At 65.8% G+C, this 13,346-nt stretch carries 14 protein-coding genes; 4 read left to right on the top strand and 10 right to left on the bottom strand.

The window, feature by feature from the left end; all coding sequences use genetic code 11:
• Positions 1–114: 114 nt before the first annotated feature.
• From GGR46_RS07000 to GGR46_RS06990, 3 genes are all read right to left on the bottom strand, one after another.
• A complete protein-coding gene (locus tag GGR46_RS07000) occupies positions 115–621 on the bottom strand; it encodes a hypothetical protein (RefSeq protein ID WP_183995842.1) in 507 nt (168 codons plus the stop codon).
• A complete protein-coding gene (gene hisI, locus GGR46_RS06995) occupies positions 618–974 on the bottom strand; it encodes a phosphoribosyl-AMP cyclohydrolase (RefSeq protein WP_183995841.1) in 357 nt (118 codons plus the stop codon). Before hisI ends, GGR46_RS07000 begins: the two co-directional genes overlap by 4 nt.
• A 90-nt stretch (positions 975–1,064) precedes the next feature.
• Positions 1,065–1,316: a Rho termination factor N-terminal domain-containing protein gene (locus GGR46_RS06990; RefSeq protein WP_183995840.1), complete on the bottom strand. Its 252-nt coding sequence runs from the start codon at positions 1,314–1,316 to the stop codon at positions 1,065–1,067.
• A 131-nt stretch (positions 1,317–1,447) separates the two neighbouring features.
• On the opposite strand from GGR46_RS06990, the gene purF reads away from it, so the two are divergent.
• Both purF and GGR46_RS06980 read left to right on the top strand, forming a co-directional pair.
• Entirely contained in the window at positions 1,448–2,908 is a 1,461-nt protein-coding gene (gene purF, locus GGR46_RS06985) for an amidophosphoribosyltransferase (RefSeq protein WP_183995836.1), read from the top strand.
• Between the two features lie 7 nt (positions 2,909–2,915).
• Positions 2,916–3,626 carry an SDR family NAD(P)-dependent oxidoreductase gene (locus tag GGR46_RS06980; protein ID WP_183995834.1) on the top strand — a complete coding sequence of 237 codons (711 nt, stop codon included), beginning with the start codon at positions 2,916–2,918 and terminating at the stop codon, positions 3,624–3,626.
• 87 nt (positions 3,627–3,713) lie between these two features.
• Here the strand turns inward: GGR46_RS06980 and GGR46_RS06975 are convergent, their stop codons facing one another.
• The 7 genes from GGR46_RS06975 to GGR46_RS06945 form a co-directional block, all read right to left on the bottom strand.
• Complete coding sequence (locus tag GGR46_RS06975) at positions 3,714–4,895, bottom strand: serine hydrolase domain-containing protein (RefSeq protein WP_183995832.1); 1,182 nt, start codon at positions 4,893–4,895, stop codon at positions 3,714–3,716.
• Positions 4,895–6,130: an SAM-dependent methyltransferase gene (locus GGR46_RS06970; protein ID WP_183995830.1), complete on the bottom strand. Its 1,236-nt coding sequence runs from the start codon at positions 6,128–6,130 to the stop codon at positions 4,895–4,897. Before GGR46_RS06970 ends, GGR46_RS06975 begins: the two co-directional genes overlap by 1 nt.
• Before the next feature lie 40 nt (positions 6,131–6,170).
• A complete protein-coding gene (locus GGR46_RS06965; protein WP_183995827.1) occupies positions 6,171–7,331 on the bottom strand; it encodes an acyltransferase family protein in 1,161 nt (386 codons plus the stop codon).
• Positions 7,332–7,451: 120 nt separating this feature from the next.
• Positions 7,452–8,486 (bottom strand): 2-oxoacid:ferredoxin oxidoreductase subunit beta, encoded by a 1,035-nt coding sequence (locus GGR46_RS06960; RefSeq protein ID WP_183995825.1) that lies wholly within the window; start codon positions 8,484–8,486, stop codon positions 7,452–7,454.
• 11 nt (positions 8,487–8,497) lie between these two features.
• Positions 8,498–8,854, bottom strand: coding sequence for a DUF6678 family protein (locus GGR46_RS06955; RefSeq protein WP_183995823.1), 357 nt, complete (start codon positions 8,852–8,854; stop codon positions 8,498–8,500).
• The gene (locus tag GGR46_RS06950) at positions 8,851–10,794 is read right to left on the bottom strand and encodes a 2-oxoacid:acceptor oxidoreductase subunit alpha (RefSeq protein ID WP_183995821.1); all 1,944 of its coding nucleotides are present in this window, start codon (positions 10,792–10,794) and stop codon (positions 8,851–8,853) included. Before GGR46_RS06950 ends, GGR46_RS06955 begins: the two co-directional genes overlap by 4 nt.
• Before the next feature lie 51 nt (positions 10,795–10,845).
• On the bottom strand, positions 10,846–11,760 hold the full coding sequence (locus GGR46_RS06945) for an arginase family protein (protein WP_183995819.1): 915 nt from the start codon (positions 11,758–11,760) through the stop codon (positions 10,846–10,848).
• Positions 11,761–11,881: 121 nt separating this feature from the next.
• On the opposite strand from GGR46_RS06945, the gene GGR46_RS06940 reads away from it, so the two are divergent.
• Together GGR46_RS06940 and GGR46_RS06935 are read left to right on the top strand one after the other, a co-directional pair.
• Positions 11,882–12,361 carry an RNA pyrophosphohydrolase gene (locus GGR46_RS06940; protein WP_183995817.1) on the top strand — a complete coding sequence of 160 codons (480 nt, stop codon included), beginning with the start codon at positions 11,882–11,884 and terminating at the stop codon, positions 12,359–12,361.
• A 45-nt stretch (positions 12,362–12,406) separates the two neighbouring features.
• Positions 12,407–13,342 (top strand): DUF481 domain-containing protein, encoded by a 936-nt coding sequence (locus GGR46_RS06935; protein ID WP_183995815.1) that lies wholly within the window; start codon positions 12,407–12,409, stop codon positions 13,340–13,342.
• Positions 13,343–13,346 lie beyond the last annotated feature (4 nt).

Below are 13,346 nucleotides of genomic sequence, written 5' to 3'. Positions count from 1 at the left end.
GATCGACCTTTTCCTTCATCCCGGCCCTATCCGTCATCCCGGCGAAAGCCGGGATCTCGTGCGGCTCCTTTCCGGCACCTTTGCCTGAGATCCCGACTTTCGTCGGGATGACGACTACTGGCCGCCGCAGAGCCTCTTGCCGTTCGCGTCGCGCATCGCGGCGGCCTCGGCGGCCGACTCGCTGAGCCGCGTGACTTCCAGTCCCGCATAGGAGGCCCGTTTTGCGCAGAATTTATTGCAGCCATCGGGCAGCGCGCCCGGAAAGGCGATCTTGTCGCCATCGTATTTGGCGTCGAACGAGCAGCTGCCGTCCTCGCCGAACTCGATATGGAGCGACTCCCCTACCCGGCTCGCCCGGCCCGAGCCGCTGCAGGTGATGCGGTCGCCATAGTCGACGAACGCGCCGATCCGGTAGCCGAGCTCCTCGTCGGGGACGATGCAGATGCGGTCGGTGTCGCGGGCATAGAGGCCGGCGATATCGGTGTCCGCCGGGTTGCGGACCAGGCCGCGCTCGATCGCGGCCTTTTCCAGGTCCTGGGGTTTCTCCGCCTTGCCCGTGGGCGCCTGGCCGCCCGAGCAGGCGGCGAGGAGCAATACGAGGAGGAGCCCTGCCCGCTTCATCCGCGGACGAGCTTTCCGTCCTCGATGATCCGGTAGAAGCAGCTCGGCGCGCCGGTGTGGCAGGCAGGACCGCGCGGCTCGACCTTGAGCCAGACGGCGTCCTGATCGCAGTCGATCCGCGCCTCGATCACCTTGAGGACGTGGCCCGAGGTCTCGCCCTTCTTCCACAGCCTGCCGCGACTGCGCGACCAGAAGGTCGCCTCGCCGGTATCGAGCGTCGCCTGGAGCGCCTCGGCGTTCATATGGGCGAGCATCAGCACCGTGCCGTCGGGGGCTGTACACACGGCGGTGATCAGGCCGGAGGCGTCGTATTTCGGGTCGAGCAGACTGCCCGTTTCGCGATCATTGTCCACGGGGACGCTCTAGCCCAACTCGCCACCCGGGCGAAAGCCGCGGCCTCATGCCTTATCGCGAGATCCCCGCTTTCGCCGGGTTGACGGCTCCTAATGATCGCGGATCGCGTCGACCAACTCGTCCTTGTCCATCCTGGAGCGACCCTCGATGCCGATCTCCTTGGCCTCGTCGTAGAGCTGGCCCTTCGAACGGCTCTCGAGGGTGCCGCCGCGGTGGTCGATGCTGCCTTCGGCCTGGGCGTTGGCGATTCGCGCCGCCTTCTCCTTCGAGTTCCCCGCATCGCGGAGTTTCTCGTAGAGTTCATCGTTCTTGATCTGCGGTCCGTGGTCCTTGGCGGGCATGGAAACGCCTCCTTTCGCCCTGAAAAACCACCGGAAAACCCTGCAAGTTCATTTCTTTGTGACAGACCGGCGACAAATCGCACCGAAGCGCCTATATGCCCGCCCGACAGTTACAAACCCCTCGAGGGCTGATGCTTACCACAAACCCGTTCGACGACGACAAGCTGCGCGAAGAGTGCGGCATTTTCGGTGTTTCCGGCATGGACGGGGCGTCAGCCGCCGTCGCGCTTGGCCTGCATGCGCTGCAGCACCGTGGGCAGGAGGCAGCGGGCATCACCAGCTTCGATGGCCGCCAGTTCCACATCCACCGCGCGATGGGCCATGTCGCGGGCAATTTCGACCGCGATGAAGTGATCCGCGCGCTGCACGGCGACACCGCCTGCGGCCATGTCCGCTATGCCACCACGGGTGGCTCGGACCTCCGCAACGTCCAGCCGCTCTATGCCGAGCTGGCGACCGGCGGTTTCGCAGTGGCGCATAACGGCAACATCTCGAACGCGATGCGGCTGCGGCGTGACCTGGTCCGCCGCGGCGCGATCTTCCAGTCGACAAGCGACACCGAGGTGATCATCCACCTCGTCGCGACCTCGCAATACCGCACGCTGATCGATCGCTTCATCGATGCGCTGAAGCAGGTCGAGGGCGCCTATTCGCTGATCGTCATGACCCCCGAGGGCATGATTGCCTGCCGCGATCCGCTGGGCATCCGCCCGCTGGTGATGGGCAATCTGGACGATGCGATCATCTTCGCCTCGGAGACGGTGGCGCTCGACGTGGTCGGCGCCGAATATGTCCGCGACGTCGAGCCGGGCGAGCTGGTGATCGTCAAGGGCGGCGAGCTCAGCTCGCACAAGCCCTTCGCGCCGGTCAGCGCACGGCCGTGCATCTTCGAATATGTCTATTTCTCGCGCCCGGATTCGATCAGCGACAACCGCTCGGTCTATTCGGTGCGCAAGGCGATCGGCGCGCAGCTGGCGATCGAAAGTCCGGTCGAGGCCGACCTGGTCGTCCCCGTTCCAGATTCCGGCGTGCCGGCGGCGATCGGCTACGCCCAGCAGAGCGGCATTCCGTTCGAGCTCGGCATCATCCGCTCGCACTATGTCGGCCGCACCTTCATCCAGCCGGGCGACAAGGTTCGCCATCTGGGCGTGAAGCTGAAGCACAATGCCAATCGCGAGCTGATCAAGGGCAAGCGCGTGGTGCTGATCGACGATTCGATCGTGCGCGGCACCACCAGCCTCAAGATCGTGCAGATGATGCGCGAGGCAGGCGCGGCGGAGGTGCACATGCGCATTGCCTCGCCGCCGACGCGGCACAGCTGCTTCTACGGCGTCGATACGCCCGAGCGCGCCAAGCTGCTCGCCGCAAAGCTCGACGTGGGCGGGATGACCGACTTCATCCATGCCGACAGCCTGTCGTTCATCAGCATCGACGGCCTGTACAAGGCGCTGGGCGAAGCGCATCGCGCCGACATCCATCCGAAATACTGCGATGCGTGCTTCACCGGTGAATATCCGACGACGCTGACCGACCAGGACGAGAACGGCCCGCCGACCGACCAGTTCGCGTTGCTACACGAGCGCGTGGGCTGACACCGGGATGAGCGAGGGGGCACTTTCGGGGCGCACGGCGCTCGTCACCGGCGCGAGCCGGGGCATCGGCGCCGCGACTGCGCTGGCGCTGGCCGGCCAGGGCGCGCATGTGATCCTCACCGCGCGAACCGCGGGCGGGCTCGAGGAAGTCGAGGAGGCGATCTTCGCCGCCGGTGGGTCGGCAACGATCGCGCCGATGGATCTGACCGAGAATGACAGCATCGCCAGGCTGGCCGAGGCGATCTTGGGCCGCTGGACGGCGCTGGACATACTGGTGCTCAATGCCGCCCAGCTCGGCACGCTGAGCGCAGTGCCGGCGATCGACTTCAAGGAATTCGCCAAGGTGCTGACGCTCAACGTCACGGCCCAGGCGGCGATCCTCGCGGCGTTCGACCCGATGCTCAAGGCGTCGAGCGGCGCGCGGGTGATCGGTGTTACCTCGAGCGTAGGCCGCACCGCGCGCGCCTATTGGGGCGTCTATGGCGCGTCCAAGGCGGCGTTCGAGAACCTCCTGCTCACCTATGGCGAGGAAGTTGCGCACATCAGCAAGGTGCGCGTGGGCATCCTTGATCCGGGCGCGACCCGCACCAAGATGCGCGCACGCGCCTTCCCGGGCGAGGATCCGGCGACGGTGAAGGCGCCGGAAGTGGTGGCCGAGCGCATCGCCGCGCTGGCGGTGTCGGGGTTCGAAGCCGGGCATTTCGAGCGGGTCGCGTAAATCCCGTCATCCCGACGAAAGTCGGGATCTCGTGCGCCTCCTTCCCCGCGCCTTCGCCTGCGATCCCGGCTTTCGCCGGGATGATGGTTATTTGGCAGCAGCCTCGAACAGCCGGTTGAGGAATGCCGTGCGTGCCTGGCCATAGGCGTCGTCGCTGGCCTTGGGCGCCGCGGCGGATACCGCGATCACCACCTTCGACTTCGGATCCACCCGGATCGTCTGGCCGAAAATGCCCTGGGCGCCGAACCGGCCCTCGGGATAGGTCCACCATTGATAGCCATAGCCGCGGCCCGGCACGCCGATATCGGCATGCGCACTGGTCGACTCGCGGAACCAGTCCGGGGTGACGACGCCCTTCCCGCCCTCCAGCGCGAACTGGCCCATACGGGCATAGTCGCGCAGGCTCACCGACAGGCAGCAGCCGCTGACCTCGTGCCCGGACGGATCGACCATCCAGAACGCATCCTGCTCCATGCCATAGGGCTTCCAGATCTTCTCGCTGAGATAGGTGGCGAGCGGCTTCTTCGTCGCCCGCATCACCAGCACGCCGATCAGGTTGGTCTCGCCGGTCTTGTAGACCCATTTGGTCCCGGGCGCGAACTCGCGGGGGAGCTTCTTCATGTAGAAGACCGTGGGGTCCTCCCCCGCCGGCACGGGCTCTAGGAACATGCGGGCGACGTCGGACTTCGCGTCGGTATAGTCCTCATTCCACTTCACACCCGAGGTCATGGTGAGCAGTTGGGCGATGGTCACCCCGTCATAGCCGCTGCCGGCAAGCTCGGAGATGTACCTGGTGACCGGCTCGTCGACAGACTTGATGAAGCCGTCCCGGATCGCCGCGCCGACCAGCGACGAGGTGAACGACTTGGCGACCGAGAAGCTGGTCCAGCGCCCCTGCTGCGAATAGCCGCGAGCATAGCGCTCCAGAATGATCTTGCCGTCCTTGAGCACGACCAGCCCGGCGATGTTCTGCTGGGCGATGAAGGCATCGAGATCGGCATCCGGGAAGGCGAGCAGCTTGCCGGCGGGCAGCGCGCGAACCTTGCCGCCGGCCCGGACGATATGGCCGGGGAAGAGCTTCTCCATGTGCGGGAAATTCTGGTCGCGCTGGGCCTGACTCCAGAACAGCACCTCGGCGCCGACCTTGCGCAGCCCGGAACTGTCGCCGGACTGGATCTTCACGTCGGGCGACACCACCGCCTGGGCCAGCGCCCCATGTCCCGCAAACGTTCCGAGCGCGAGCGCGCCCGCCTGCAGCCAGTTCTTCATCACCCCTCCTCTTTGACCAGGGTGAGCTGGATGACGTCGATACCGCCACCTCTGAACCCACCCTCGCAATACATCAGATAATAACGCCACAAGTTTATGAAATCAGGATCGAATTGCTTGGGTAGCGCACCAGCGGCCACGGCCGCGTCGAAACGTTCGCGCCACAGGCGGAGTGTCTCGGCATAATCGAGACCAAAGCCGGTGCGATCCCGGACCTTGAGGCCCCGAGCCGCGGCCAATGCGCCGAAGCCTTCCTCCGAGAGCAACAGCCCGCCCGGGAAGACATAGGCCTGGATGAAGTCGACGTTCGAGGCATAGTCCTCGAAGAACGCATCGTCGAAGGTGATGACCTGCAGCGCGGCGTGGCCGCCCGGCTTGAGCGTACGCGCAATGGTGTCGAGATAGGCGGGCCAATAGGCTTGGCCGACAGCCTCGGCCATCTCGATGCTGGCCACCGCGTCATAGGTGCCGGTGACGTCGCGATAGTCGGTCAGGGTGAAGCGGGCGTTCTCGGGTACCCGTGCCTCGGCCCAGGCCTTTTGCTCGGTCGACAGGGTGATGCCGTGGATTCTGCGCCCCTCGGCCACCGCCAGTTCGGCGAAGCTGCCCCAACCACAGCCGATCTCCAGTATCTCGTCGCCCGGCCCCGTGTTGGTGCGCGCGAGGATCGCCGCCAGCTTCTCGTGCTGGGCCTGTTCGAGCGACTGGCCGGGCGCGGTGAAGCGCGCGCTCGAATAGGTCATGCCGGGATCGAGCCAGAGCCGGTAGAAGTCGTTGCCCAGGTCGTAGTGGAAATGGATGTTCCGCCGCGAACCGCCGCGATGATTGCGGTTGCGCCAGTGGAGCAGGCGCTTGATCCGCTTCGACGGGCCGGTGGCGCGGGCCTGGCGAGCCAGCGCTGCGCGGTTGAGCCCGAACAGCGCGAAGAGCTGGACCGGGTCGGGGCTCGTCCATTCGCCGAGCGCCCAGGCCTGGTACCAGCCGATCGAGCCGCCGATCGCGAGACGAAGCAGCGCGCGCCAGCTGCGCAGATCGACCACCGCCGCCGGCCCCTCGGCACGCCCGCCGAGCAGCCGGGCGGTGCCGTCAGGCAGGCCGAGCGACAGGCTGCCCTGGAAGATGCCGGCGTCGATCTTGTCGAGCTGGCTGCGGAAAAATGGTGCCAGCGTGCGCGAGAACCAGCCGGGTTTCCGCGGGGAATGGTCAGGGGCGGAAGGACTTAGCGGCGCGTGCATTTCAGGGCGCACAATGCACGCGCTGGCGTATTGGGCAAGCCTAGCTTTGGGGTCGCTTCTTCACCCGCTCGCCATTGAACAGATAGCGCAGCGCCGGGCTCAGCCTGATCAGCTTCCAGATGCCATAGGAGCCGAAAAAGGCAGCGAGGCAGAGCAGGATGAACTTGGGCCAGACCGGGATCGGCAGCAGGTCGAGCCAGGGCGTGAACAGCACGATCAGCGGCTCGTGGAACAGGTAGATGACGAAGGAGGCCGAAACGAGCGCCTTCACCCAGCGACGCTCGCCATGGATGAAGTGGGCGAGCGCGCCCAGCGCTGCCTGGGTGAGGCTGATCGCCGCGACGCCGGTGAGCACCGGCCTCCAGAGGAACGGCACCAGGCGCGGATAGAAGACCACCACGATGCTGGCCGCCAGGCCGGTCAGGAACAGGATCCAGGAAAAGCGGGCGAAGCGCCGGTCGAGCGCAGGAATGCGCTGCAGCACCGCACCGAACAGGAACCAGGGCAGATAGTCGAGCGCATAGCGGGCGGAGAGGAAATTGACCGCGAAATTGTTCAGGTAGCGATAGCGCTCGAGCTGGAGCGAGCCGAGGCCGCACATGCCGAGGACCAGGCCGATGGCAAGGGTGACCGGCACGAACCACCGCACCAGCATGCGCTGCTCGCCCTTGAGCTCGGCATGGGCGAGCGGGGGCAACAGCCAGACCAGGGCGGCGAGCCCCGCCGTGTAGTAGAGCAGCACCTGGACGAACCAGAGATGCTCGAACGGGTTGCGCTCCGTCATGGTCATGATCTCCCACCACCGCGCCAGCGGGTCGGGATGACCGGTCTCGAGCAGCAGCAGGAAATGCATCGCCGGCACCAGCAGGAAGGTGCCCGCCAGGAAGGGCGGCACCAGCCGGTGAAGGCGCGACGGGAGATAGCTCGCCACGGGCCGGCGATGGAGCAGCATCGCGGCGAAATAGCCGGCGATCATGTAGAAGCCCGGCATGCGGAACAGGTGGAGATAGTCGGCGAGCTGGATGAAATCGCGCGACCGATCGTGGAAATTGGCGATCCACGGCCCCGGGCGGACGGTCAGCGAGGCATGGTAGGGAATGCCGAACAGCAGGAACACGGCCCGCAGCGCATCGAGATCATGCCGGCGCGCGCGCTCCTGGGGCGTGCGAAAGCTGCTGGCCGCGGGTTCGCCGGGGTTCATCGCGGATAGACGTTCGGAGCCGGCGCAAGTTCATGCGCTTCGAAACCGGAGATGACACCGATCGACATGAACGGCGCGATAGGCCAGTCCACCGGCAAATCAAGCCGATAGCGATAACCGTCAGACTTTGTGGGGTTCCTTGTCGACCATCCAGGTCTGCCCCTTGCCGACCAGCTTCTGGAGGTCGGCCGTCTTGCCTTCGCTCGCCGCCTTGTTCTGCGCGACAACGGCACTCTCGAAGGTCGGCGCGGGATCGTCGTACAGCACGCCCAGCGCCATCGGGAACGGGCCAAAGGGCATCTCGACGAGCATATGGGCGATGGCCCGGTTGGTGACGTTGTGGACGATCACCCCTGCCCCTTCCCAGTCGCCCTCGGTCACGTCGACCACCTTGAGGGTGAGGCTGTGCATGTCGAGGGTAAGGCCCCTGGTGCCGCCGGCGAAGAGCAGCGGCTTGCCATGCTCGGCCCAGAGCTGGCCCAGCGCTGCATTGGGTTTGGCAGTGAAGGGCTCGAAGACCTCGTCATTGTAGACGATGCAGTTCTGGAAGATCTCGACGAACGCCGCGCCCTGATGCGCATGCGCGGCCTTGAGGACGCTCGGCAGGTTCTTGTGCACGTCGATCCCGCGGGCGACGAAACGGGCTCCTGCCCCCAGTGCGAAGGCGCAGGGTTTGGCGGGATGGTCGACCGAGCCGAACGGGGTGGAGGGCGAGCGGGTGCCTTCCCGACTCGTCGGCGAGTATTGGCCCTTGGTGAGGCCGTAGATCTCGTTGTTGAACAGCAGGAACTGGCAGTTCAGGTTGCGCCGGAGCAGGTGCATCGTGTGGTTGCCGCCGATCGACAGCGCATCGCCGTCGCCGGTGATGATCCACACGTCGAGGTCCGGATTGGCCAGCTTGACCCCCGTCGCCACCGCCGGCGCACGGCCGTGGATGGTGTGGAAGCCATAGGTTTCCATGTAATAGGGGAAGCGCGACGAACAGCCGATGCCGCTGACGAACACCGTGTTCTCCGGCGCGACGCCCAGTTCGGGCATGGTCCGCTGCACGGCTTTCAGGATCGCATAGTCGCCGCAGCCCGGGCACCAGCGGACCTCCTGGTCGGTCTCCCAGTCCTTGGGGGTGCTCGGGCGTATCGTCGTGATCTCGTTCATCGTCGAGTTCCCTAGAAACGGTCCACGGCCTGGCCGGGCCGGAGATAGCCATAGACGCGGAAGCCCTGCTCGGTCGCATGACCGGCGAGACCGATCGCCTTGAGATGGGAGAGAATCTCGGGCCGGTCGGCATCGGTGCGCGGCAGGATGTCGACGAACTCGATGTCCGCGTATCCGCCAATCCGGAAATGATAATACCACTCGCTGTCCGATGCGCCGTAGTGGCCCGAGAGCATCATGCACCGGAAATCCGGCGGCGAGGCCATGCCGTACATGGCGAGGCGCAGCTCATCCCATTTCGTGTCGTTCGCCGCGGAAGTGAGCAGTGCCTTCTGCCGCGCCGCGCCGGCCGGGATCCACTGCGTCATGGGTTCACCGCCTCCGGGCTGGGAAGCTGGCTGTCGCTGGGCGGGAGTTCCTGGTCGAAATCGGCGCCGATGTGCTGGGCGATCGCGGCTTCGATCTCGGCGATGCGGAAGGGCTGGCCCGAGACCTTGGCGAGCGATTTGGCGTCGACCAGATACTGGTCGCGCAGCAGCGTCTTGAGCTGGCCCGTGTTCATTTCCGGTACGAGAACATGCTCATAACTAGCTAACAGATCACCGAGATTACTCGGAAGCGGCCAGATGTGCCGGATATGGACATGGCTGACGTCATGCCCCCTGGCCCGTGCCCGCCGCACCGCCTGGGCGATCGGGCCATAGGTCGAGCCCCAGCCGACCACGACGAGCTTGCCGCCCGCCTGCCCCTGCTCGACCGCCTGGTCGGGGATCTCGATGCCCAGCACCTTGTCGCGGCGGATGTCGGTCATCGCCTGGTGATTGGCGGGGGAATAGTCGATGTTGCCCGACCCCTGGGCCTTCTCGATGCCGCCGATGCGGTGGAGCAGGCCCGGCGTGCCCGGCTTCACCCAGGGGCGCTTGAGCTTGTTGTCGCGACCATAGGGCTGGAACTTCTCGCCCTCGGGCGGGACCTCGGTGTGGAAGCGCACCGGGAACGGCTCGTAGGTCGACATGTCCGGCACCTTCCAGGGCTCGGCGGCATTCTGGAGATAGCCATCGGTGAGCAGCATCACCGGGGTCATGTACTGCGTCGCGATGCGCACCGCCTCGATCGCGACGTCGAAGCAGTCCGCAGCCGAACGGGCAGCGATCACCGGGATCGGGGAGTCACCATTTCTACCGTAAACTGCCTGGTATAGATCCGATTGCTCAGTTTTCGTGGGAAGTCCGGTCGAGGGACCGCCGCGCTGCGCGTTGACGATCACCAGCGGCAGTTCGGTCATGATCGCCAGGCCGATCGCCTCGGTCTTGAGGGCGATGCCCGGGCCCGAGGAGCAGGTGACGCCAAGGCTGCCGGCATAGGCGCTGCCCAGGGCGGAGGCGACCGCGGCGATCTCGTCCTCGGCCTGGAAGGTGGTGACGTTGTACTCCTTGTAGCGCGACAGCGTATGCAGGATCGCGCTGGCCGGAGTGATCGGATAACCACCGAAGAACATCGGCAGGCCTGCCAGCTGTGCCCCTGCGACAAGGCCGAGCGAGATCGACTCCGCCCCTGTGACGGTGCGGTACAGCCCCGGCTCCGCGGGCGCGGCGGCAACTTGGCGCTGGCTGATGCCCATCGCGCCCAGTTCGGCGGTCTCGCCGTAAGCGTGGCCGGCGTTGAGCGCGGCGATGTTCGCCTCGGCCAGGTCGGGCGCCTTGGCGAACTTGGCCTTGAGCCAGTCGACCAGAGGCTGGCGATCCCGGTCGAACATCCAGAGCGCCAGGCCCAGCGTCCACATGTTCTTGCAGCGCAGCGCCTCCTTGTTGCCGAGGCCGAAGGGCTTCACGGCATCGAGGGTGAGCTGCGAGATGTTGAGCTTGAGCAGCTGCCACTTCGCCAGGCTGCCATCCTCGAGCGGATTGGCGGCGTATTTCGCCTTGTCGAGGTTGCGCTGGCCGAACTCGCCCTCGTCGGCGATGATGAGCCCGCCGGGCTTGAGCGCATCGACATTGGTCTTGAGCGCCGCCGGGTTCATCGCGACGAGCACGTCGGGCTGGTCGCCGGCGGTGTCGATCTGGGCCGAGCCGAAATTGATCTGGAAGGCAGACACGCCGAACAGCGTGCCCTGGGGCGCACGGATCTCGGCGGGGAAGTCCGGGAAGGTGGCCAGATCGTTGCCCGCCAGGGCGGTGGAGAGCGTGAACTGGCCGCCGGTGAGCTGCATGCCGTCGCCGGAATCACCGGCGAAGCGAACCACGATCGCCTCAGGTGCGGGATGCGCCGACGCCTCCTCGGGCGTGAGCGTATGCGCGGCAGTCGCCACAGCCGGTCTCCTGCAATTTTATATCGTTGTGCAGATGTCTACGCCCCAAATTCAAAGCTGCAAAGCCCGGCCCGCAACTCCCTGTCCCAGCGCGAGGATCGAGGCGACGTGGCGCCGCGATACTTCGAGCGCATCCTCGCCGTACCCGCCGCCTAATGCACTTGCGAACGGTATGCCGCGTGACGTCATGACGCCGGAAATCCAGCGATCCCGCGCGATCAGCCCGTCATAGGACAGCGCCAGCCGGCCCAGCCGGTCGCCGGCCAGCGGATCGACTCCGGCCTGATAAAGAACCAGATCGGGTGCGAAACTTTCGAGCAAGGGGAGCAGCGTCCGCTCCAGCGTCTCCATATATTCCGCGTCCCCCACCCCATCCCGCAACGGCACGTCGAGCGTTGAGTGCGCCTTGCGGACCGGGAAGTTCTTCTCGGCATGGATCGAATAGGTCGCGATCTCCGGCCGACCGGCGGTGAGCGAGGCGGTGCCGTCGCCCTGATGGACGTCGCAATCGACGATCAGGATGCGGTCGACCGTCCGCTCCTCGACCAGCCGCACCGCGGCGAGCGCCAGGTCGTTGAACACGCAGAAACCCGCGCCGGTGCTGGCGAGCGCGTGATGGCTGCCGCCGGCGGTATTGGCCGCGAAGCCATGCTCCAGCGCCAGGCGCGCTGCGAGCCAGGTGCCGCCGGGCACCGCCTGGGAACGCCGCGCCACCGCCGGCGTGACCGGAAAACCGATGCGACGTTCTTTCTCGGGCGGGACCGAAGCGCTCAGCACCTCTTCGACATAGTCGGGATCGTGCACCGCCTCGAGCCAGCAGCGCGGCATCGGCTCGGGCTGGTGCCAGGTGAAGACGGCCCCTTCCTCGCGCAGCAGGTCGCGGACCAGACCGTTCTTGTTCCACTGATACTGGCTGCGCTTCGGGGCCGGGGCGACATAATCGGGATGGTGGACGAGGTGGATCACGCACTTAATCTAAGAACGCCGTCATCTCGGCGAAAGCCGGGTTCTCAGGCGGCACCTTCCTCGCGCTACGGCACGAGATCCCGGCTTTCGCCGGGGTGACGATAGGGCTAGGTGCGTGCCCATGATCGACATCGCTTCCCTTCCCTATCGCCCCTGCGCGGGCGTGATGCTGCTCAACCGCCATGGCCAGGTGTTCGTCGGCCAGCGGCTCGATTCGGTGGTCGAGGCCTGGCAGATGCCGCAGGGCGGTATCGATCCGGGCGAGGAACCGATCGATGCCGCCTGGCGCGAACTGTGGGAAGAGACCGGCGTCGAGCGCCAGCATGCGGAGCTGATCGCCCAGGCCCCGGAAGAGCTGTTCTACGACCTGCCCGAGGACCTGGTCGGCCGGCTCTGGAAGGGCAAATGGCGCGGCCAGCGCCAGCGCTGGTTCCTGTTCCGCTTCCTCGGCGAGGACCAGGACGTCAACATCGAGACCGCCGAGCCGGAATTCCGCGCCTGGCGCTGGGCGGAGCCGAAAGATCTCCCCGACATCATCGTTCCCTTCAAGCGGGCGCTCTATAAGGAACTGTTGACCGTTTTTGAGCAACATCTCGCCTGATCCTGCCCTATTCTGGTCCCCATGACAGCGCTACGAGCCAAGCCTATGCGAGCCTCGCTTTTCGCCCTGCCATTGCTGATCGCCGCCACGCCAGCCTTTGCCGTGCCGATGGACGACGATGACAGCACCGCTGCCCTCGAAGCAGCGAACGTCTCGCCGGCGCTGAAGGCGATGCTCGAGGCCGCAATGGAATCGGGCAACGAGAACGACGTCGCGGTCATCGTCAAATATGCCCGTGCCGCGGACCCGGAGAGCGCCGACAAGCTGGTGAAGATCGCCGCCGACTGGCGCGATTCCCGGCTGAAAAAGGCGCAGGCCAAGATCCGCAGCGCCGATTTCTTCGCGCTGGTGAAGGGCCATGCCGAGCTGGGCGGCTATGTCACCACCGGCAACACGGAAAACGTCGGCATCGCCGCGGCCATGGAACTGAAGCGCGATGGGCTCGACTGGCGCCACAAGCTGCGCGTCCAGGCGGATTACCAGGAGAGCCTGGGCATCACCACGCGCGAACGCTATCTCGCCGCATACGAACCCAACTGGAAGTTCGACGACCGCGCCTATCTCTATGGCGCCGCCCAATATGAAAGCGACCGTTTCTCGGGCTTCAGCGACCGTGTCTCGCTGTCGAGCGGGATCGGCTACAGCGCGATCAAGTCGCCGGCGGTAAAGCTCGACCTCGAAGTCGGCCCGGCCTTCCGCTACACCCGCTTCATTGCCCAGCCGGCCGAGAGCAATGCCGCCGCGCGCGGCAGCCTGGATTTTGGCTGGAAGATCACCAGGGGCATCTCGGTGACGCAGAACGCCTCGGCCTATCTGCAGAATGCCAACAGCACTGTCTCATCCAAGTCGGCGCTGCTTACCAAGCTCTTTGGACCGCTCTCAGCGCAGTTCAGCTATTCGCTGCAATATGAAAGCACCCCGGCGATCGGTCGCAAGAGCACCGATTCTACCAGTCGCGCGGCATTGGTCGTCGATTTCTGACATC

It is taken from the genome of Sphingomonas kyeonggiensis (genome assembly GCF_014196745.1).
Classification (GTDB): Bacteria; Pseudomonadota; Alphaproteobacteria; order Sphingomonadales; family Sphingomonadaceae; genus Sphingomonas; species Sphingomonas kyeonggiensis.
This window is presented reverse-complemented; position numbering and strand designations above follow the sequence as displayed.